Source organism: Flavobacterium hungaricum (assembly GCF_015182285.1).
Lineage (GTDB): Bacteria > Bacteroidota > Bacteroidia > Flavobacteriales > Flavobacteriaceae > Flavobacterium > Flavobacterium hungaricum.
The window spans coordinates 1-19578 of record NZ_PRDM01000006.1; the positions used below are offsets into that span (position 1 = coordinate 1).

A 19578-nucleotide genomic window follows, 5' to 3' on the forward strand; every position below is an offset into this window, starting at 1 on the left:
TCTTACGCCTCTGCCTTCTAAAAACTTTTATTTTTGCGTTAAAATAGTTGCCGGCTCGCTTTTGCGGGCACGGATTGCAAATCCGCGCTAACGTTGTCTGCTAACGCACAGCCCGGTCCGGAGGAAAGGCTCCAATAAATAATCTTTAAAATCTATATTTTTCATATAATTCTTCTGCCTTTAAATTTTGTTCCTTTATTTTTTCACCGCAAAAGTTGTAAATAGTAAGTTTTCCTTTTTCTTTATTAACTAAAATGGTGGCTTCATGAATCTCTTCTCCTATGATCACGACTCTATGAAATTTTCGAAACCAAGAGTAATCATTGGTTTCCGTTGATTTCATTACAATTTTCATGATTACTTTTCCATTTTGATTAACAACTTTGTCAATTCTTTTTACCTTTTTATGGCTTGTTCGTCTAAAAAAGAAATATTTATATCTTAATTTGAGCTCTGTTACTATTTTAATATTTTCTTCCAGGCAATGGTCTTTTATTTTTGGTTGAGCGTTTTTTGCTTCTGTATTTTGGAAGATTAAGATGAATATACATAACAATGCATTTCTTTGTATCAAGCTCATAATGGTATCGTTTGTAATTTGTTTATAGCAGTAGTGGTGGAAAATTTTATTACGTTTTAATTAAGCTAATTCTATGCCATATATTAAACAGTATATTAACGTTATTCGGATTCGATTTGAGCTCTTCTTACTTGTTCTAGAGGTTTAGACTTGTTGAGCTGATAAAAGAGCTTTAAATGCTGTTTTTAGTTCTTTTTTGTTTTATTCCTTATATATTTGTTTCAGCCAACTTAATCTGTAGAATGAGAACATTATTAAACGTAATTGAGGGTTTTCAAGAATTAGACAATGAAACAAGAGAACTTATTAAATTTTATTTTGTTGAAGAAAAATTTGGTAAGGAAGAGATTCTCCTAAACCACGGTACAATATGTGATAAAATTTATTTTATTAAATCAGGTTTACTAAGAAGGGTTTGTGTCGAAAATGGAGAGGAAATTATCAAGTGGATTTATACAAACAATCAATTTTGTACTTCTTTAAGCAGTTATTTTGAACAAAAGCCTTCTTCTGAAATTATTGTTGCCAGCGATGTTACCATAGTGTATTCTCTTTCTTATAAAGATGAATTGAAATTATTGGATCAGCCTCTTTTTGCTAAATTTCATATAAAGCTTCTTCGGCTTTATTTGTCTAAGCTAAATGAATTCCACCATATTTTTACGCATATGACGGCTCAGGAAAAATATGTTTTTTTGCTGCAATCTTTCCCAGAGATTGTGAAAAAAGCTAAATTAAAACATATAGCATCGTTTATTGGCGTTAGTCAAGAAACTTTAAGCCGTATTCGCGCTTCAATTATTTGACATTACATCAAAAAATATATGCTGGTTTTACTGCAGTTTTGCACCTAATAAAATTATTGAATTGATGCAAAATACTTTAATAAGCAAAGAAGCAGAAATAGGAAGCAATGTAGTAATAGGAAATTTTTCTTGTATAGAAAGCGGCGTTACAATTGGGGAAAATACCCGGATCGGAAATAATGTTACTATTTTGAATGGAACTACGATTGGAAATAATTGCCAAATTCATTCCAACTGTGTTTTGGGCGGTATACCTCAAGATCTCAAATTCGATGGAGAATATTCTGTATTGCAGATCGGAGATCAAAATATCATAAGGGAATTTGTTACAATAAACCGCGGTACACGATCAAAAGGATGTACAATTATTGGAAATGGAAATTTAATCATGTCAAATGCTCATATCGGTCATGATTCTTTTATTGGAGATAATAATATAATTGGTTTTAGTGTTGGAGTAGCAGGAGAAGTTCATGTTGGAAATTGGGTAAATATTAGTGGTTTGACAGCAATACATCAGTTTTCGAGAATTGGAGATCATTCGATGATAAGTGGTTTAAGCAAAATTGTGAAAGACATTCCTCCTTTTATAACTGCCGCGAAAGAACCGTTGCGTTATATGGGATTAAATAGTATTGGTTTAAGAAGGAGAGGATTTAGCTCGGATAAAATTTTGGAACTAAAAGCTATTTATCAGGTTATTTTTGAAAAAGGCAGAAATACAAGTGCAGCGATTGAAATTGTTGAAAGAGATTTTGAAGAAACTCGAGAAAGAAACCAAATTTTGAGTTTTATTAAATGTTCTGAAAGAGGAATTTTGAAAGGACTGGAAAAAATAAATCCAGGTTTACAGTAAAAACAGGAATGAAAGATGCTGTTCAATATTCATCTCTGATTTTTTCCTTTGCTTTAAAATATTCAACCATATGAGATATTTCTTCTGCAGAAAAATTGAGATTGTCCAACGCTGTTTTTCTTATTTCATTTGTTTGTAATTTCACTAATAAGCGATAGCTTTCGGCAACATCATTAGGATCTCTAACTTCGATAGTTGTTTCTTGTATTTCGTCCCATTTAAATAATTGGGGATTATTACCAAAAGATATTCCGTCCTTTGTTAAAATTAGTTTTATTTCTGGCTGAAAAAGAAGGTATACAGGATATAGAATAATCGCTGCACAGAATAAGAAAATAAGTAATTTGTTGTTTTGATTTGGCATGTAATTAAAAATGCAAAAAGTGCCAAAAAGAGATAGAAAGAGCAAACCTAAAATAGACTTAATGCTTGTTTTAACCACTACTTTTTCACCGTATCTTTTATCCATAAAATGAGTAGATCTTTGGGTTTTCTCTATCATATTATTTATAAAAAACTTTTTGATTGCTTTAGTGATTTTAGACATGTCCAGACTTTTAAGCTTTAACGAATGTACGATTTTTTGAGCATAATATTTTTTGCAGAGTTATAGATTATTAAACCGTAAGAAAGACGTTTGATTTCATTATTAATTTCTATAATTTGCAACAAAACCCAAAACGCTATTATTTTACACTAAACTTAATTTGAAGATTTTATATTAGTATGGATTTAAATGAAAAACCTGCCATAATCCTGCGGACCAAACAACATTTTGAAATTCTTGACGGTTTACGCGGTGTTGCAGCATTGGCTGTAGTTGTATTTCATTTTATGGAATGGATCTATACAGATCCGAGTAAAAATTTTATCGGTCATGGTTTTCTTGCTGTCGATTTCTTTTTTTGTCTTTCGGGTTTTGTAATTGGTTATGCCTATGATGATCGAATTGCAAAAATGGGAATCTGGAAATTTTTTGTTTCCAGAATCATCAGGCTGCATCCGTTGGTGGTGGCTGGATCGGTTTTGGGTTTGCTGGCATTTTTATTTGATCCTTTTGGAGGGCATTTGGAATTGTATAGTAAGAGCAAAATTTTTCTAACTTTTTTGTGCTCCTTATTTCTTATTCCGCTGCCGGTTATAGCCGACAGAGGTTTTAATTTGTTTAGTTTTAATGCGCCAGCCTGGTCTTTATTTTGGGAGTATATAGCCAATATAGTATATGCGTTTGCATTGTCTAGAATTAAACGTGGTTTTCTGTTTTTGCTTACTTTGCTTTCTGCAGCAACCATTTGTTTTGTAGCTTATAATTCGGGTAATTTATTAGGAGGCTGGAGCGGTCCGACTTTTTGGGACGGCTGCGCACGAATCTCTTATTCTTTTCTGGCGGGATTACTTATTTATCGTTCTAACTGGATTATCAAAAATAAATTAGGCTTTTTTGGTTTGACCCTTTTGTTGCTTTTGGCTTTTGTGATGCCTTTCTCAGAATGGAATTGGTTATCTGAACCTCTTGTTGTTTTGTTCTATTTTCCGTTATTGATTTCTTTGGGAGCTGGGGCTGTCTTATCATCAGGTTTAGAAAAGATTTGTGTCTTTTCGGGTAAAATTTCGTATCCGTTGTACATGACGCATTATGCCGTTTTATGGATGTTCGGTAATTATTATATCAGTCAAAAACCAGATAGTACGCATCTTGTTTTTATTGTGGGGTCTTCAATTGTAGTATTAGTTGTGTTTGCTTATTTGGTAATGGTATTGTACGATATTCCGATTAGGAAATATTTAGCGGATAAGTGGATTAAAAAATCGATAAAGAACTAAGCAAAGTATTTGATTTAAAAATAAAAATTTAAAAAATAGAGCCTAATGAATGGGGTAACGCATATAGAAAATTTCATCCAAAATCCAGATCATTTGTTTGATCTCTTAACAACGACTGTAAAATGGGACGGAAGAATGACCGCACGTAAAACAGCAAGTTTTGGAAAAGCTTATAATTATTCTCAAATTGAATATCCGTATCAAGAATTTTTACCAGAACTGCAAAATATAATACAGCAGTTAAAACCAATAATCGGATTTGAAGCCAATAATTGTTTGATTAATTATTATGAAGACGGAAAATCTAAAATGGGCTATCATTCTGATCAAACTGATATTTTAGAAAAAAATACCGGTATTGCAATTGTCTCTATTGGAGAAACGAGAACGCTTAAGTTTAGAAACATTGAAAACCCGGAAGAATTTGTTTCTTACGAACTAACGTCTGGAAGTTTGATTTATATGACACAGGAAATTCAAGATTCTTGGCAGCACGCCATTCCAAAATCGGATACAGAAAATGGGAGGATAAGTTTGACTTTTAGACAAATCTTGTAGTTTAAATTTTTATAATCGTTTAAAATTTTGAGATTCTATATTGCTAATATTTTTTTAAACCTGATTGCAGTTGTAGTTTTTACTACTGCATTTTTGACGACTTTTAATAATATTAGATTTTATGATCAAAGTGATATAAGAATTGGAAAAGTTTCAAAAGTCAATCTTCAAACGGTTTTTTCTAATGGGCGAAATTTGAACGCGTATGAATTTGAAATCAATAATGATAAAAAGAAACTATTTCTAACAGCTTACGAAACTTTAGATTACAATATTCAAACAGGTGACAGCATTGTTTTCAAAAATTTGTATATCAATGAGACAAATGCAAAAGTGCTGTCTGTTAATGGAAAAAAAGTGGATAGCTATTATGGCGTTTTTGATTTATTAATGTTGATATCGCTTATCGTAATTATACTCTCTTATTACTATTATTTCAAATTTAAAAAGAGAAAAAAGTATAAGAATAAAAAGAAAGAATACAATTTGATGTATAATCAAAAGAGAAAAAGGAGCTGAAAATTGTGTAGTCAGTTGAGACTAATTAAAAAGTTTAAATATCATTCGTTAACCTAAAAAAAAGAAATTTAATTATGGGATTATTTGATAAAATATTCGGTCAAACCGAAAAAGCAAAACCACAAGAAAGTCGAAAACAATTTCAATCGGAAAAAGAACTTATCGAAAGATACGGCGGAATTGTATTAGACAAACAACTTCATTTTGGAGATATTATCGGCGATAACAATTGGAATATTAATATTGCTAACGCAGCAATTAGTTTCGGCGATGAGTTTGTTTTTCCTATTCAGGTTTTAGGTACCATTTCGCATTCTTCTCAAACCTGGCTTTGGGCTTGGGCAAATACGCAATCGGGACTTCCAGAAAGTATTATTCAGGATGCTTTAGCGTTGAAAAAATATGGAGAAGAAAATCAGATTGATCTTTTAAAAAATGATACTTTCGGTTTTACAGCTGAAGAATTGCATTTAATGGGACTTGTTGCGTCTGGGATTCATAATTCTAGTGCTTATTATATTTGTGATTATGGACAAGGTGCAATGGTAGTAACGATAAAAAGTAACGAAATTGAAAAAACAAGAACCGATAATCATTTAAGAATAATGACTGTTTTTCCGCAGCTTATTTCGCAGTATGAGGTCAATCATAATAAAGCCTTGACGTATTATTTGAAAGACAAAGGGTATACTATTTCAGAAAATGGAAAAAAACTGACTGCTTCTAAAAACGATGAAACAATTACGGCCGAATTTGACGAACTTGAAAGACTTACTAAATTAAACGGTTAAATAATTTGAATTATCAACTAATCCGGACCTGTAAAGACTGCAGAAACGAAGATATTATTGAACTTACAAAAATTGAATGTGCTTTTGAGCTTAATTTGAGAGCAATCTGGAATAAAGCATGTTCAAATTGCCAATCAACAGCCTTTTATTCTTTATCAAAATCATTTGTTGCTATTGATAAGGAAATTTTAGATCTATGGGGTTGTAATGAAAAGTTATATTTGAACGAACAGGACGAAGAAATAATCTTGGCAGAAATGGATTATCTGCCATTAATTTTATCTTCGATTGAAGAAAATAAATATCTGAAACGTAAAATAGAAAAACTTCTGGAAGCACTTTGTGTACTGTTGTATGACAATACGGAGCCTTCAGATGAATATTCTTTTGAAGAAAATATAAAAAGAGAGCAACGTGCGGCTGTAATTCGTCCTGAACTGATTCGATTGAAAGACAGGATTAAAGCTTGTGAAGAAAACATACTGGAATATATCAAAGAAATTGTTTTTCCTCAAATTGGACTCGTGTAGATTTTTAAAAATAAATAAAAGTAAGTTTTAGCCGGAAGCAAAGATGATAGTAACTTAAAAATCTTTTGCAGTTATTCGGTTATGGTATTTTATTCTAAATTTTAGGGAGTATAAAAACGAATTCCACTGATAGCGCATACCGCCTAGTTCCCAATTGACATCGTATTTTCTTTTTTTGTCGGATGCATAAGGCGGAATTCCAATTTTAGAATGTATCATAGGATCTCGATCTTTACTAGTTTCATAAAAATCAATATCCAATCTCGATTTTGGATAATACTGAATCTCGATAATCGTACTTTTCCTTTTGCTTTTATAAATGTATAAATTGATGTCGTACAGATTTTTATAAATTTCATTTAATGCAGCGGAAACTTCAGCAAGAGATCTTGGTGTTTTTTTATCGTTTGCTTTTTTTTCGGGCTTTTCTTGCATCGAAAAAATTTGGGTGCTCATTTGTAATTTCAGAAATGATAAATACAGTATTTTCAGAAATTTTATTCCAACAAGAATTTTGCGCCATCTCTAATAATTGTGCAGTGGCTTTTTTTAAGTTTAATTCTAAGTTGTTCATTTTTATAAGCGATTTTTACTTTATAAAATACTGATATTTGATATCGCTTTAATTTTAAGCTGTTGTCAAAGATAAAATTAATCGCTATTCCCAAAAAAGGTAAATTAAATCTGTTCAATTCGAAGATAATTGATTTTGGATATAATAGGTATTTTTTTACAATAGTTGTTAAAAAGAATATCCAATTTCCCAAATGTGTCCAAAAGGATCTTTCAATTTTCCGATTCTCCAATCTTCTTCAGTTGTCATCGGGCAGATTTCTACAGCGCCAAATTTTAGAGCTTTTTCAAATATTGTATCAGCGTTTTTGGTTTCCAAAATGATTCGAATTGGCGGATTAATAGTCAAATCAGAACTTAAAGTGCCATTGCAAGGCGCTTCGTCACTCAGATAGAATACGGCATTTTCTATTTTAATAACCGATGATATTTTATTCTTTTCAAGTTCAAATCTTTTAGATTCAACGGCTCCAAAAGCCGAAACATAAAAGTCAACAGCTTTTATGCCGTCGTTTACACTTAAAAAGGGTTTTATAGAAGTCGTGTTTTCAGTCATAGTGTTTTCATTTTGTATTACTTATCAGCTTAGCGTAATTTAAAATCCTATATTTCTTTTTTTAATCAGTGTTGTTTATATGTTTTGTTTTTTAAAGTAAATCATAATCAGTAGATTATTATTTAGCTATAAATATAAAACAAATCAACATAAAATTATTGCTACTTTAGCTAACCCACAAGCTAAATAGTATTTAGATATTTAAAACAGAAATCAATTTTGATATTAAAAATTTGAGAGATAAAAGAAAATTAAAGAAATTAGAACGAAAAAAGTTTAATAACAAAGAGAAAAAGAGAGAGCAAATACACTATTCTCTCCTAATCTTGTCCCTGTTTTTTTTTATTTTTTACTATGTTTTTTTTGAAAAGAGTACGATTGGACACGATGTAAGATATGTTATTTACGTTTTTTGTGTATCTGTAATTATTGGAATATTATTTTTTGGAATTTATAGAAGAGCATTTTTACTTAGAGCATATTTAAGTGTTAAAGACACGTATGCTAGAATCTATGTGATAGGATTTTATTTATTGCAAGGTGTTATAGTTTCTTATTTGAGCTTTGGTCAAATTGCAACTGTAACATGGAATTATTTAAATAAAAGAGCTGCAGAAAAAAGCAAGATTGAGATAATAAGCTGTAACGTAACAGGCTTTTATACCAAGAAAAATCCAGATGTTTCTTTTGAATTTAATAACCGAACAGAAGTCTTTAGTGTTGATTCTGAAATGAATCGAGAAAATCGTAACCGCAGCCCGAAAGACTATCAAGTAGAAATTACGATCCAGAAAGGAATTTGGAATTACTATATTGTACGAAATTGGGAATTAAAAAGGATTTGATAAGGTAGATTTTTGTTTGATTCAATATTCTTTCCTGTCCTATATAATTCCAGTAAACACACAAAACTGTTCTGATTCTAATTTTAAATTGCGAAACATTATTTGGTTTTCCTTGAAATTAAGAAGATTAAAAACAGGTTTTTATTTTGGTTTTTAGGCCGTTAGATTCGATTTCGTTTGTGCTTCCTCTTGTTAAAATTATTTTGCGTCTCATTTCTAATGTTTTAAAATCTAGAAAAGCAAAAATAATTTCTATATTTACAAGATGTAAGTATAGACTATACTCTATACTTTATTGTTTTTATATTAAAAGTAAAGCTATGTTAATAAACGAATTATCAAAAAGGACGGGGTTATCAATTCATACGATCAGATATTATGAAAACTTAGGAATGATCGAGGGATTGTCTAATGAAAAGGTGAAATCTAATAATTACAAACATTATGATGATAATGTGGTTGAGCGACTAGAAATTATTATAGAAGCAAAGGAAGTTGGTTTTACTTTAGCAGAAATCAAAAAGATATTGACCGCTTGGTTCGAAAGTATCGATTCGAAACCCGAAACGCTGGAGCTTTTTCAAACCAAAATAAAAGAGATTGATAATAAAATAAAATATTTCAAACAGACCAGAAAGCTTCTTGAAAAAGTTTGCGAAAAACTGCAGAATGATGAGAATTAGGCTTTTTTAAAAATAAGAAAGTGTTTCTTTCTAATTATTTGATGTTTTAAGTTTCTTGCTTTTAAAATCTTTCTGCTTTATCCATTGAACTGAAATATCAAAAGGTGTTGTGTCATTGTCAGAGACAGTATTGTGGCCTAATTTAGGAAACAAAGTGTATTCGAAAGGTTTGCCTTGAGATTTTAAAGTGTTTAACTGTTCAATGCATAATTTTACAGGTATCTGTATGTCTTTTTCTCCAAAAAGCCAAAGCCCAGGAATGGAAAGCGTGTTCAGGGAAGTTTTTGGATCGGTCGCAGTAAATTGATACCTGTCTGGATCATTTTTAGTGTGTTCACGGGCATCTGAATCGGTATGATTTTCCCAAAAATGATTGTTTCCGTTGGTATAAAACTGAAAGCGAAGCTGCTCTAGAGTTGTAATAGTTGGACAGCTAAATAAAACCATAAAATCTATTTGTGGATTTTTACTTGCAGCAATCGGCATTATCCATCCTGCCTGACTAAAACCAACTAATCCGATTGGTAATTTTTTATTTTTCAAATGACTTTGAAACGTGTTTACCGCTGCATTTGCATCTTGAGATAATAAATTAAGATTGGTAGTGTCAATATTATTTGTTCCCACAGTTGGGCCTGCATAAACGCCTCCAGATTCTCCCACTCCGCGTTTGTCATAGGTTAGTACAGCAATGCCTTCTTTGGCAAGACGTTTTGCGAACTCTATTTCTCTTTTTACAGGATCAGATCCATGAACAATTACAACGGCTGCAAATGGTTTTTTAGGCATTAAAATGGAACCTGCAAGAGTGATTCCTTGACTTTCAAATTTTACGTCTTGAATGGTAAAGTCAAAAGATTGAGAAAATACTATTTCTGGTAAAACTATTAATAGTAAACAAACGAGTACGTTGGAGAAAAAGTTATTGTTCATTTTGGGTTTAATTTAAAAACGTTTTGAATTGTCCTTACTAATAGTGTTTTAATGTGTATGTAATGACTGCGTTGACTAGTGATTAAATTTTGCCTCATAACAGTCTGACGTCTTTTTCTGTATATAACTCATTCTCCTAGAAAATTTAAAGTTTTACTGACCAGTGAAAAGTTAGGGGGAAATTAAATAAAAAGTCGACTTTTATTCCATTGTTGACAGCTGGTTCTAGAATTTTTATTTCGCTTATACTTTGCGCAACGTCTTCACAAAGCTTTTGGTTTTTGTGCGATACTTTGATGTTGACGATTTCATTATTTTTGGTAATGATAAAATTTAAACCAATTCGATGGTCTCCAGGAGTTAGATTGTAATCTTCAAAATATACATCATAAGAAATGTGTTTCCAGATGCTTTCAATAAAACATTTTTTAGATTTATCATTTTTGTTCGAGCATTTCTTTGTAACCGGAACTTGTTCTACATTATTATAATTAAATAAATTCTTTGGTTCTATTTCTCGAAACACTAATTCTTTCTTCGGTCTAAATTGGCGAAAGATTTTTTTTTCTCCTTCATATCTTTGATATTCTAAAGTGACCACAATATATCCAGGTTTTTTTCTTGTAAACGCAATAGAAACATTCTTGCCGTCTTCAGCGTCGTTAAAATTTGCGATAGTTCCTGGTTTTAAATTATCAATATAATTTTGGTAACGCAGTAGTTTTTGAGAGTTTATTTTTTCTATTTCTATATTCTGATCTCTATAAAAAATTTTAGCTGCTCTGGGATTTGAAAAATGATAATGACACCGCAGAGTTAATAAATCGTGGTAATGTTTTTCATTTAGTGTAGAGACGCTTCCTGTTGTTAATTCAACGTAGATGCTGTCTGCTACAGTGTTTTTGGATGTTTTTGGATCTAAATAACCAAAAAATGTTTTAACGATTTCGTCATCTCGGGTTACAATTCCATTGGACTTTTTTTCTATAAATCCATATTTTTTAATTGCAGAGTAGATAGTATCTCTGCTTGCTTCTAGAGGTAGATTTAAGAATAACTTATTAATGTCATTTTGAGCATATGAACTTAATAAACTTAAAAAATATATGGCGATAATTACTGTTTTTTTGTTCTGTGATTTCATATTTTCTAAATGCCTGTAAAAAATGAAAATGTCTGCAGTTTATAAATGTTTTTGTGTTATACAATACTACGCAAAAAAGGAATACTGTGATGAAAGTTTTTTATAGTGAGATTTATTTTTAGAAAATAATGTTTTGTACTCAAGAAAAACAAAACGCCTCAATTTTTGTAAGGAGCACATAAGCACAAGTGCTTTGGCAGAACATTTTAATGCAAAATAAAAGTATTTAAAAGCCGATTTAGAGAAGTAAGGAAGACAGGCTTTTTCTTGTTCAGATTATCTAATTTTTTTGCCTGATCTCCAGCTTTGCGCATGATCCAAAAAACTCCATTATTTCTAATGGAGTTTTTTATGCTTAAAAGGTTATTTTCCTTTTACTATTTTTTCGAGATATTCAACTTTATCTTTTTCAGCTTGGATTAAGCGTTCGTAAAGTTTTTCCTTTTCCTCGTAAAGTTCTACAACTTTATCAAGTGGGTTGAAGGTTGGCTGGATATTAATTGTACTATTTAGTGTTGAGTCATCATGACTGCTAATAATGTTCAAAACGGCTTCTTCTGAAAAGTTTTTAATTCCTTCAGCAGTTACGCCAAGAGCTTTTGCAACTTCTTCTAGTTTTGCATCGTCAATTGTCTCGCTGTTTTCAAGAACAGAAATAGCTTGCTGATTAGTTCCCATTGCCTGCGCCAATGCTTCCTGTTTCATATCACGAAGTTCGCGAATGCGGCTTATATTTCTTCCGATATGTTTTGGTTTTGATAGTGTGCTCATAATTCAAAGATATTTAAAATTCATGAGATTTTTTTAGATTTTGTAATTAACAGGCTTGAATTTGTAAGATACAATATTATATAAAAGAAAAAACTCCAAAATCAATTGACTTTGGAGTTTTTGGAATTTGGTGGGCGATGAGGGGTTCGAACCCCCGACCCCCTCGGTGTAAACGAGGTGCTCTGAACCAGCTGAGCTAATCGCCCTATTTTACTAGGTTGCTATCGTTTGTGATTGCGAGTGCAAATATACGTTTGTTTTTGATTTCTGCAAGGAATTTTTAACTTTTGTAAGTTTTTAAATATTTTTGTAAGTTTTTATTTATTTTATTTAATGTGATTTAATTTCTCTTTCTCGCTTAGAAGATGCTTTTCTTTCTAATAATTTCCCAATCACTCTCACTGCATATTCCGATAACTGTTTTGTTTTTATTGTCACGCTTATGATTTATAGGTAACTCTTCAAATAAAATTGGCGGTTTTCCGATGATTTCAATTATTAGATGAGAAGAATGTCCTTGCCATAAATTTGGGTGAAAAACATCTCTGTAGTTATAAGCATATTTTATAATTGTCTTTTGTTTCCAAAATCTTTCTTTATTGTGTAAATCAAAAATAATTTCATACACTTTTGGTAAATGAATATCTGCATAAGACTTATAATTCCCAACTGAAATTAAATTAGGATTGTTATTTTCTCTCACAAAAGATTCAAACTCTTGTTTTATCAATTCAAACTCTTCGTCACTTGTATTAGGGTAACGATTTTTATTTAATTGTTCTACAGTTTTTGGAAATTCAAAAGTATACAGAGAGTCTATTACTAAAAATCTGTTTTCAGGTAATATTTGTTCTTCGCTTACATTTATGATGAAACTCATAGCTTAATTATTTTAAAATGACCACAAGGATCGCAAAGGTTCAATTTATAAAGCTTCACAAAAATAAATAAAGTTCACAAAGCTTTGTGCTCTTTTTTAGCAAAAGCAAAAACTCAAAGCTTTGTGAACTCTGCGTAATTCTTACAGCACTCTGCGTTAAAATAATTTATTCCTGCTTTCGCTAAATAAAATGTAAACAACGAAATTCATAAATGCTTATAAAAGAAAAAAACTCCAAAATCAAATGACTTTGGAGTTTTTGGAATTTAGTGGGCGATGATAGCTTGTTCCGATTCATCGGAAGGTTCGAACCCCCGACTGCTTCCGATGGAATCGGAATGCTCTGAGCCAGCTGATGTTTTTGCTTTCGCTAAATAAAATGTAAACAACGAAATTCATAAATAGTAATAAAAGAAAAAACTCCAAAATCAAATGACTTTGGAGTTTTTGGAATTTTGTGGGCGATGAGGGGTTCGAACCCCCGACCCCCTCGGTGTAAACGAGGTGCTCTGAACCAGCTGAGCTAATCGCCCTATTTTACTAGGTTGCTATCGTTTGTGATTGCGAGTGCAAATATACGCCTGTTTTTGAGTTCTCCAAAGAAAAACGAATAAAAAATAAAACATTTTTAAAAATAACTTATATCTATTTGTTTATGAATTTGTTATTAAAATGAAATTTTTAAGTTTTTTTCTAAATCAAAAGTATATTTTAGTCCAGAGGCACTTCGGCAACAACAAAAGTACTTCCGCCAGCGTAAATAAAATCATTTTCTGAGGCGTTTTGCTTGGCTTCCGCGAAAGCGCTTTCGACAGAATCATATTTTTCGCCAATCAAATCGTACTTTTTGGCTTCGCTTTGCAAAATTTCGGTGCTCAATCCACGAGAAGAATTTGGACTGCAGAAATAATAATGAGCCTCTTTTGGAAAAAGCGGTAAAATAGAATCCAGATCTTTATCGTTTACAACTCCCAAAACAATATGAAGCTTTTCGAATTTTTCGTTTTTCAGCTGATTCATCACAACCGATAATCCGTGTTTATTGTGCGCCGTGTCGCAGATAATTTTTGGATTTTCGCCCAATTGCTGCCATCTTCCTTGCAGGCCGGTATTTTTGACAACATGCAGTAAACCTTCTTGCAATTGTTCATTCGAAATATTAAAATCAGTTTCATTATTCAGAATCGAAATGGTCTGCTGCACCGTCTTTTTATTATGAAACTGATAATCGCCGATCAAATCAGACAAATAAATCTGGTCAATCAAATCAGATGCGAAATAAATCGGAGCGTTATTCTCTTCGGCTTTAGCCAGAAAAACAGGTTTTGTTTCATCTGTATATTCGCCAATAACAACTGGAACATTTGGTTTAATGATTCCCGCTTTTTCGCCAGCAATAGCTTCCAATGTATTTCCAAGAAACTGTGTGTGATCTAAACCAATATTTGTAATTACCGAAACCAACGGCGTAATAATATTAGTAGCATCCAATCTGCCGCCAAGGCCAACTTCAATAATTGCAATATCCACTTTTTCGGCTGCAAAATAATCGAACGCCAAACCAACCGACATTTCGAAGAAACTCATATCGTTTGCTTCAAAAAAGTCTTTGTGTTTCGCGATAAATTCAATAACAAAATCTTCAGAGATTTCCTGACCGTTTATTTTAATTCTTTCTCTAAAATCTTTAAGGTGAGGAGAAGTATACAAACCGACTTTATAACCCGCTTCCTGCAAAACAGAAGACAGCATGTGAGAGGTCGAACCTTTACCATTTGTTCCCGCTACATGAATGCATTTTAAAAGGTTTTGCGGATTGTCAAGATGAGCCGCCAATACTCTAATATTAGTCAAATCTTCTTTATAAGCCGAAGCGCCCTGAAGCTGGTACATTGGAAGCTGATTAAACATCCAGTTCGTTGTCTCTTGATAGTTCATTTATTTGTGATAAAATGGTTGTTGATTGAAATAAATTTCGATTTTTGTAGTTTAATATTACAGCGAAAATTATCTTTATTGCAAATTTCAAATATTTTTTAGAATTAATTATTAAAAACCAGAATTAATATATGTTTAGTTTTATTCAATTACAAACAGATACAATCGCAAATGCTTCAAATGTAGTGATCGAAAAGATTGCACCAGAGAACGAAATTTCTATGTTTGGGTTTATTATGAAGGGTGGAGTTTTCCTAATTCCGATTGCGATTCTATTGTTTTATACTATTTACGTAATTTTTGAGCGTTATATGTACATCAGCCGAGCGTCTAAAATTGACAACCGTTTGATGCAGGATGTAGGTGATAAATTAAATTCTGGAAATATCGAATTAGCAAGAACCATTGTAGAAAGAAACGATACCGCAGCTGCGAATATCTTAAAAGAAGGTGTTTTGGTAATCGGAAGGCCAATTGCCGAAATTGAATCCAACATGGACCGTGCTGCCGATATCGAAATTGGTGAAATGGAAAGACGTTTGGGACATCTTGGACTTATTGCCGGTATCGCTCCAACACTAGGTTTTATCGGAACTATTTCTGGGGTAATCAAAATTTTCTACAGTATTTCGGTTACAGAAAATATCAGTATCGGAAATATTTCTGGAGGTTTGTACGAGAAAATGATCAGTTCAGGATCTGGACTAATCGTAGGGATCATTGCTTACAGTGCCTACCACTTATTAAATGGAAAAATTGATGATTTTGCTTTAAAAATTCAGAAGCAGATTTTAGAATTTGTCAACATCATTCAAAGATCATAAGCTATGTCTATCAAAAGAAAAAGAAGATTTCACGCAGAGGTGGCGACTTCGTCCTTAAGTGACATTATGTTTTTCCTGCTGTTGTTTTTCCTTATTATTTCAACACTGGCAAACCCAAATGTCATTAAAATGACGCTTCCAAAAGCCAAAGCAAATGAAAAAACCAACAAACAATTAATCAGTTTGTCGGTTACAGAAGATAAAAAGTTTTACATTGACAAAGAACCAGTTGATTTTGAAAACCTAGAAACTTCGTTAATGTCAAAAATAGGAACCGACAAAGAACAGACCGTTGTAGTTCGAATTCCGTTTAACCTGCAAGTACAGGATTTAGTTGATGTTTTGCAGATAGGTGTAAAGAACAATTTGAAGTTTGTAATTGCTACGAGTCCGAAATAAGAATGATTATCAGGGCGTGACCCCAATAAAGAAAATGGGCCAATCAGCATAACGTTGATTTGCCCATTTTTTTATTGCGGTCGTCCCGATAGCTATCGGGAGCGCTGCTTCGGCAGCCAGCTACTATCCCTCACGCAAACAGACTTTTGTAATTTCAGAAATGACAAAACTAGCCGAAAATAAAAAAGGCTTTCTGAAATTTTTTCAGAAAGCCTTTTCTTATAAAAACAGATTGGTGTAAATCCGTGAAATTCGTGTTTTTAATCCAAACTAAAATTATAAATAATTTTCCCGACTTGTTTTGCAGGAGCATCACTGTCAGATTCCCATTTGGTGTTCATTGCTGCCAATTTCGCTTGATCCAATAGACATCTTGCAGTATTCGTAGTTCCTTTTATACCGGCCGTTGCGCTAACAGTTTTTCCGTTTTGGTCAACGGTAACTTCAACAACCACTTTTCCTTCTTCATTACAAGTATATTTTGGTGCAGGCTTAGAAAGAGCCTTTCTGTTTCCTAAAGAATAACCAGATCCGCCTCCAGAACCGCCGCCGCTTCCAGCTCCGTAACCGCTTCCTGTGCCGATACCATTTCCGGTTCCGTTACCGCCTCCGGTTCCGCCGCCAGAGCCGCCACTTCCGTAATAGCCATTAGAATTTAAACTTCCGTTGGATTTTCCTTTATTTCCTGCAGTTTTATCATCTCCGTCACCGCCTTTGTTCGAACCTTTCATAATACTCGCCAAAGCATCGTTTGTAGAATTCGAAACTTTTGGTTTTTCGGGAACAGGTTTAGGATCTACTTTTACAGGAACAGGCTTTTTCGGTTTTTCTTTTGTCGGAATAACGACGTCATTATCGGCTGTTGTATTTTCTTGAGAAATAATAGCTTCTTCTTCTACTGCTTTTGCAGGTGCTTGTTTTGCATTGTTTTTTACATCCAAAACCTCACTTTTGTAATTAGCGCCAGAACCTAAATCGCTATCCCCAAAATTTACCGTTACACCACCGCCGCCACCGCCGCCTTCTGCAAGTGCAACATTATTTTCGGGATTATAGGGAGGCCAAAAACGGATAAAGAACAGCAAAAGTATAAGCAATGCATATATACCAGTAGTAAGCGCCAATGATTTCTTTTTGTCAGAAGAATTAGAAGCGTTTGCTCTGTTTGGGTTAATTTTATTTGGGTTCACCTTCATGGAACTCATTTGATTGTGAATTTTGTAATTGTATTAAATAAAAACGCTTAAAAGTACTAAAAATTGTTTAGAAACAAAGCGAGGATTTAACCGCGAAGTTCGCAAAGGTTTACGCAAAGAACGCTAACTTATTTCTCGCAAAGTCGCGAAGTCGCAAAGTTTTTCTTTTTTAAGTTTTTCTCTGCGATTTCGCGACTTTGCGAGATTAAAAAATAGCTTTGCGAACTTTGCGGTTAAACCATAAAAAAAACGAGCCAAATATTTGACCCGTTTATATTTAAAGTATAATATAAGTTTACACTAATTGTTTCAATGCAATTTCAAAAGCAGTTGCACTGATATGTGTTTTTGACGAATTTAAGGCATGAGCTTTTACAATTGCCTTTTTAATGGTCTCTGAGGTGTCGCTAAAAATAGCATCATCTGTCATTTGTACTTTTTTCTCCATAAAATAAGCAAAAACTCTTGCCATACCGCAATTTGAAATAAAGTCAGGGATCAAACTTACTTTGCTGTCTACTTGTTCCATAATAGAACCAAAGAAAATTTCTTTGTCTGCAAACGGAACATTCGCTCCGCAAGAAATAACTTCTAGACCATTTGCAATTAATTTTTCAATTTGATCTTGTGTTACCAATCTTGAAGCGGCACAAGGCGTAAAAATCTCCGCACCAATGGTCCATATTTTAGAGTTGATTTCCTCAAACGGAATTATATTGTCTGCAACTAATTTATTTCCGTCTTTATTTAAAAACAATGTTCTGATTTCTTCAAAAGAAAAACCGTCTTCGTTGATTAAACCGCCATCGCGATCTATAATTCCGATAACTTTTGCACCCATTTCAGCCAAGTAAAAAGCAGCAGCAGAACCAACGTTTCCAAAACCTTGTACAATTGCTTTTTTACCTTTGATGTCACCCCCGTAAATTCCGTAAAAATGACCTACAGCTTCAGCAACACCAAAACCAGTAATCATATCGGCAACTGTATATTTTCTGGTTACATCTGGGGAGAATTTTGGGTTTTCGATTACTTTAATTACACCTTGGCGCAATTGTCCAATTCTGTTGATTTTGTCAGCGTCAGTAGGTTTAAAATGCCCATTAAAAACCCCTTCCTGCGGATGCCAAACCCCGCATTCTTCTGTCATTGGAATCACTTCATGAATTTCATCAACATTTAAATCGCCGCCCGTTCCATAATAACTTTTTAACAAAGGAGAAACCGCTTTGTACCAGCGTTGTAAAACACCTTTTTTACGAGGATCGTTTGGGTCAAAGTTAATACCCGATTTTGCACCGCCAATAGCCGGTCCAGAAACAGAAAATTTTACTTCCATTGTTTTTGCCAAAGACAAAACTTCATTCATATCCAAGCCTTTTCTCATTCTTGTTCCACCGCCTGCTGCTCCGCCGCGAAGCGAATTAATTACAGTCCATCCTTCAGCTTCAGTTTCAGAGTCTTTCCAGTTAAAAACAATTTCAGGTTCTTTATTTTCAAATTGTTGTAATAAATCTTTCATTTTCTTGAGATATGTTTAGTTTGCGTAAAAGTATAAAATAGAATAATGCGAATAATGTATTTTAGGCAAATTTTAGCAAGTAAAAAAAGAAAGCCGAAAACGTTGTAGTTTTCGGCTTTCAAATAGTATTAAATACTGGAAATTACATTCCAAGCAAATTCTTCTTTAAAGTTTCGTCAACTGGTTTATCAGAAAGCCAGATGCCAAATAATGCTTGTTTAAAGTCAAATCCTGTAATTTTTCCTTTTGGAACTTCATTTTTAATTACAGTCAGACTTTGATCAAACGGATTGTAGAATAAAACAAATACGTCCTTTTCTGTTATTGCATCGCTTAAAAAAGTTTTGAACTGCTCAATTCTTGGACGCAGCGCTTCAAGATTACTTCCAGCAGATTTTTCAAAACCTGCGTTCATCGCTTTTGTTAATTTGTTTGAAGAAACCATAGACGAGGTAATTTCGATACGCACAGCCATTTCGGTATCACTGTCAATAATGAATTTTGGGTCTTGGCTCAGTTGTGATAAATAAAGAGCTTGAACATAAACTTCTAACCACATTTTAGATCTGCCGCCAGCACCGTTAAGCTGTAAAGTCTTGCCTTGAATATCTATTTTTCTAGGAACTGTAACACCATTAACATCAATTTGAGTCTGCGCAGAAACGGTTGAAAATTGTAAGCTTAAAAGGAGTGTAAGTAGTAGTAAAATCTTTTTCATGTTCTGTCAAATGTTTATTTTTTGGTCAAAAATAATGTTAATTTCTTAATATTTGGTTCATTTTTCGAATGTTTTTTTCTTGTAGTTTTTACATTTATAATTTGTATTATATTAATAATCAAATTAGTAAGA

At 32.8% G+C, this 19578-nt stretch carries 23 protein-coding genes and 2 tRNA genes; 11 read left to right on the forward strand and 14 right to left on the reverse strand.

Features of this window, described 5'->3' with window-relative positions:
- Nucleotides 1-145: 145 nt before the first annotated feature.
- On the reverse strand, nucleotides 146-580 hold the full coding sequence (locus C4F50_RS21865; protein WP_194140785.1) for a hypothetical protein: 435 nt from the start codon (nucleotides 578-580) through the stop codon (nucleotides 146-148).
- A gap of 242 nt (nucleotides 581-822) precedes the next feature.
- Between C4F50_RS21865 and C4F50_RS21870 the strand changes: the two genes are divergently transcribed.
- Both C4F50_RS21870 and lpxA read left to right on the forward strand, forming a co-directional pair.
- Entirely contained in the window at nucleotides 823-1386 is a 564-nt protein-coding gene (locus tag C4F50_RS21870) for a Crp/Fnr family transcriptional regulator (RefSeq protein WP_194140786.1), read from the forward strand.
- Nucleotides 1387-1450: 64 nt separating this feature from the next.
- Complete coding sequence (gene lpxA, locus C4F50_RS21875; protein WP_194140787.1) at nucleotides 1451-2242, forward strand: acyl-ACP--UDP-N-acetylglucosamine O-acyltransferase; 792 nt, start codon at nucleotides 1451-1453, stop codon at nucleotides 2240-2242.
- Nucleotides 2243-2264: 22 nt separating this feature from the next.
- Here the strand turns inward: lpxA and C4F50_RS21880 are convergent, their stop codons facing one another.
- A complete protein-coding gene (locus tag C4F50_RS21880; protein ID WP_194140788.1) occupies nucleotides 2265-2789 on the reverse strand; it encodes a hypothetical protein in 525 nt (174 codons plus the stop codon).
- Nucleotides 2790-2968: 179 nt separating this feature from the next.
- Here C4F50_RS21880 and C4F50_RS21885 point away from each other — a divergent pair, with 179 nt between their 5' ends.
- The 5 genes from C4F50_RS21885 (at nucleotide 2969) to C4F50_RS21905 (ending at nucleotide 6464) form a co-directional block, all read left to right on the forward strand.
- A complete protein-coding gene (locus C4F50_RS21885; protein ID WP_194140789.1) occupies nucleotides 2969-4066 on the forward strand; it encodes an acyltransferase family protein in 1098 nt (365 codons plus the stop codon).
- A 45-nt stretch (nucleotides 4067-4111) separates the two neighbouring features.
- Nucleotides 4112-4624 (forward strand): alpha-ketoglutarate-dependent dioxygenase AlkB, encoded by a 513-nt coding sequence (locus C4F50_RS21890; RefSeq protein WP_194140790.1) that lies wholly within the window; start codon nucleotides 4112-4114, stop codon nucleotides 4622-4624.
- A gap of 27 nt (nucleotides 4625-4651) precedes the next feature.
- Complete coding sequence (locus tag C4F50_RS21895; RefSeq protein ID WP_194140791.1) at nucleotides 4652-5143, forward strand: hypothetical protein; 492 nt, start codon at nucleotides 4652-4654, stop codon at nucleotides 5141-5143.
- A 74-nt stretch (nucleotides 5144-5217) separates the two neighbouring features.
- Nucleotides 5218-5934 carry a DUF6882 domain-containing protein gene (locus tag C4F50_RS21900; RefSeq protein ID WP_194140792.1) on the forward strand — a complete coding sequence of 239 codons (717 nt, stop codon included), beginning with the start codon at nucleotides 5218-5220 and terminating at the stop codon, nucleotides 5932-5934.
- Nucleotides 5935-5939: 5 nt separating this feature from the next.
- A complete protein-coding gene (locus C4F50_RS21905) occupies nucleotides 5940-6464 on the forward strand; it encodes a hypothetical protein (RefSeq protein ID WP_194140793.1) in 525 nt (174 codons plus the stop codon).
- Nucleotides 6465-6518: 54 nt separating this feature from the next.
- On the opposite strand, the gene C4F50_RS21910 is transcribed toward C4F50_RS21905, so the two are convergent.
- Complete coding sequence (locus tag C4F50_RS21910) at nucleotides 6519-6899, reverse strand: hypothetical protein (protein WP_228012113.1); 381 nt, start codon at nucleotides 6897-6899, stop codon at nucleotides 6519-6521.
- A gap of 307 nt (nucleotides 6900-7206) precedes the next feature.
- On the reverse strand, nucleotides 7207-7593 hold the full coding sequence (locus C4F50_RS21915) for a VOC family protein (RefSeq protein WP_194140795.1): 387 nt from the start codon (nucleotides 7591-7593) through the stop codon (nucleotides 7207-7209).
- A 233-nt stretch (nucleotides 7594-7826) separates the two neighbouring features.
- On the opposite strand from C4F50_RS21915, the gene C4F50_RS21920 reads away from it, so the two are divergent.
- Both C4F50_RS21920 and C4F50_RS21925 read left to right on the forward strand, forming a co-directional pair.
- The gene (locus tag C4F50_RS21920; protein ID WP_194140796.1) at nucleotides 7827-8438 is read left to right on the forward strand and encodes a hypothetical protein; all 612 of its coding nucleotides are present in this window, start codon (nucleotides 7827-7829) and stop codon (nucleotides 8436-8438) included.
- Between the two features lie 320 nt (nucleotides 8439-8758).
- Complete coding sequence (locus C4F50_RS21925; protein ID WP_194140797.1) at nucleotides 8759-9121, forward strand: MerR family transcriptional regulator; 363 nt, start codon at nucleotides 8759-8761, stop codon at nucleotides 9119-9121.
- Nucleotides 9122-9151: 30 nt separating this feature from the next.
- On the opposite strand, the gene C4F50_RS21930 is transcribed toward C4F50_RS21925, so the two are convergent.
- From C4F50_RS21930 to C4F50_RS21960, 7 genes are all read right to left on the reverse strand, one after another.
- The gene (locus C4F50_RS21930) at nucleotides 9152-10054 is read right to left on the reverse strand and encodes an alpha/beta hydrolase family protein (RefSeq protein WP_194140798.1); all 903 of its coding nucleotides are present in this window, start codon (nucleotides 10052-10054) and stop codon (nucleotides 9152-9154) included.
- A 145-nt stretch (nucleotides 10055-10199) separates the two neighbouring features.
- Entirely contained in the window at nucleotides 10200-11198 is a 999-nt protein-coding gene (locus C4F50_RS21935; protein ID WP_194140799.1) for a hypothetical protein, read from the reverse strand.
- 363 nt (nucleotides 11199-11561) lie between these two features.
- Nucleotides 11562-11969: a helix-turn-helix domain-containing protein gene (locus C4F50_RS21940; protein ID WP_194140800.1), complete on the reverse strand. Its 408-nt coding sequence runs from the start codon at nucleotides 11967-11969 to the stop codon at nucleotides 11562-11564.
- A 128-nt stretch (nucleotides 11970-12097) separates the two neighbouring features.
- Nucleotides 12098-12175 (reverse strand) — tRNA-Val (locus tag C4F50_RS21945).
- Between the two features lie 152 nt (nucleotides 12176-12327).
- Nucleotides 12328-12849 carry a hypothetical protein gene (locus C4F50_RS21950; protein WP_194140801.1) on the reverse strand — a complete coding sequence of 174 codons (522 nt, stop codon included), beginning with the start codon at nucleotides 12847-12849 and terminating at the stop codon, nucleotides 12328-12330.
- A 458-nt stretch (nucleotides 12850-13307) separates the two neighbouring features.
- Nucleotides 13308-13382 (reverse strand) — tRNA-Val (locus C4F50_RS21955).
- Between the two features lie 178 nt (nucleotides 13383-13560).
- On the reverse strand, nucleotides 13561-14787 hold the full coding sequence (locus C4F50_RS21960; protein ID WP_194140802.1) for a bifunctional folylpolyglutamate synthase/dihydrofolate synthase: 1227 nt from the start codon (nucleotides 14785-14787) through the stop codon (nucleotides 13561-13563).
- Between the two features lie 131 nt (nucleotides 14788-14918).
- Between C4F50_RS21960 and C4F50_RS21965 the strand changes: the two genes are divergently transcribed.
- On the forward strand, nucleotides 14919-15611 hold the full coding sequence (locus C4F50_RS21965) for a MotA/TolQ/ExbB proton channel family protein (RefSeq protein WP_194140803.1): 693 nt from the start codon (nucleotides 14919-14921) through the stop codon (nucleotides 15609-15611).
- Nucleotides 15612-15614: 3 nt separating this feature from the next.
- Complete coding sequence (locus tag C4F50_RS21970) at nucleotides 15615-16010, forward strand: ExbD/TolR family protein (protein ID WP_026728937.1); 396 nt, start codon at nucleotides 15615-15617, stop codon at nucleotides 16008-16010.
- A 260-nt stretch (nucleotides 16011-16270) separates the two neighbouring features.
- Here the strand turns inward: C4F50_RS21970 and C4F50_RS21975 are convergent, their stop codons facing one another.
- The 3 genes from C4F50_RS21975 to C4F50_RS21985 form a co-directional block, all read right to left on the reverse strand.
- Nucleotides 16271-17215, reverse strand: coding sequence for an energy transducer TonB (locus C4F50_RS21975; RefSeq protein ID WP_228012114.1), 945 nt, complete (start codon nucleotides 17213-17215; stop codon nucleotides 16271-16273).
- A 286-nt stretch (nucleotides 17216-17501) separates the two neighbouring features.
- Entirely contained in the window at nucleotides 17502-18728 is a 1227-nt protein-coding gene (locus C4F50_RS21980; RefSeq protein ID WP_194140804.1) for a Glu/Leu/Phe/Val dehydrogenase dimerization domain-containing protein, read from the reverse strand.
- Between the two features lie 142 nt (nucleotides 18729-18870).
- Complete coding sequence (locus C4F50_RS21985) at nucleotides 18871-19446, reverse strand: chalcone isomerase family protein (RefSeq protein WP_194140805.1); 576 nt, start codon at nucleotides 19444-19446, stop codon at nucleotides 18871-18873.
- Nucleotides 19447-19578: the final 132 nt, after the last annotated feature.

Excerpts from the sequence above, each read along its gene's own strand:
- C4F50_RS21865 (WP_194140785.1), bottom strand. The coding sequence starts at position 580 with ATGAGCTTGATACAAAGAAATGCATTGTTATGTATATTCATCTTAATC.
- C4F50_RS21870 (WP_194140786.1), top strand. The coding sequence starts at position 823 with ATGAGAACATTATTAAACGTAATTGAGGGTTTTCAAGAATTAGACAAT.
- lpxA (WP_194140787.1), top strand. The coding sequence starts at position 1,451 with ATGCAAAATACTTTAATAAGCAAAGAAGCAGAAATAGGAAGCAATGTA.
- C4F50_RS21880 (WP_194140788.1), bottom strand. The coding sequence starts at position 2,789 with ATGTCTAAAATCACTAAAGCAATCAAAAAGTTTTTTATAAATAATATG.
- C4F50_RS21885 (WP_194140789.1), top strand. The coding sequence starts at position 2,969 with ATGGATTTAAATGAAAAACCTGCCATAATCCTGCGGACCAAACAACAT.
- C4F50_RS21890 (WP_194140790.1), top strand. The coding sequence starts at position 4,112 with ATGAATGGGGTAACGCATATAGAAAATTTCATCCAAAATCCAGATCAT.
- C4F50_RS21900 (WP_194140792.1), top strand. The coding sequence starts at position 5,218 with ATGGGATTATTTGATAAAATATTCGGTCAAACCGAAAAAGCAAAACCA.
- C4F50_RS21910 (WP_228012113.1), bottom strand. The coding sequence starts at position 6,899 with ATGCAAGAAAAGCCCGAAAAAAAAGCAAACGATAAAAAAACACCAAGA.
- C4F50_RS21915 (WP_194140795.1), bottom strand. The coding sequence starts at position 7,593 with ATGACTGAAAACACGACTTCTATAAAACCCTTTTTAAGTGTAAACGAC.
- C4F50_RS21925 (WP_194140797.1), top strand. The coding sequence starts at position 8,759 with ATGTTAATAAACGAATTATCAAAAAGGACGGGGTTATCAATTCATACG.
- C4F50_RS21930 (WP_194140798.1), bottom strand. The coding sequence starts at position 10,054 with ATGAACAATAACTTTTTCTCCAACGTACTCGTTTGTTTACTATTAATA.
- C4F50_RS21935 (WP_194140799.1), bottom strand. The coding sequence starts at position 11,198 with ATGAAATCACAGAACAAAAAAACAGTAATTATCGCCATATATTTTTTA.
- C4F50_RS21940 (WP_194140800.1), bottom strand. The coding sequence starts at position 11,969 with ATGAGCACACTATCAAAACCAAAACATATCGGAAGAAATATAAGCCGC.
- C4F50_RS21950 (WP_194140801.1), bottom strand. The coding sequence starts at position 12,849 with ATGAGTTTCATCATAAATGTAAGCGAAGAACAAATATTACCTGAAAAC.
- C4F50_RS21960 (WP_194140802.1), bottom strand. The coding sequence starts at position 14,787 with ATGAACTATCAAGAGACAACGAACTGGATGTTTAATCAGCTTCCAATG.
- C4F50_RS21965 (WP_194140803.1), top strand. The coding sequence starts at position 14,919 with ATGTTTAGTTTTATTCAATTACAAACAGATACAATCGCAAATGCTTCA.
- C4F50_RS21970 (WP_026728937.1), top strand. The coding sequence starts at position 15,615 with ATGTCTATCAAAAGAAAAAGAAGATTTCACGCAGAGGTGGCGACTTCG.
- C4F50_RS21975 (WP_228012114.1), bottom strand. The coding sequence starts at position 17,215 with ATGAGTTCCATGAAGGTGAACCCAAATAAAATTAACCCAAACAGAGCA.
- C4F50_RS21980 (WP_194140804.1), bottom strand. The coding sequence starts at position 18,728 with ATGAAAGATTTATTACAACAATTTGAAAATAAAGAACCTGAAATTGTT.
- C4F50_RS21985 (WP_194140805.1), bottom strand. The coding sequence starts at position 19,446 with ATGAAAAAGATTTTACTACTACTTACACTCCTTTTAAGCTTACAATTT.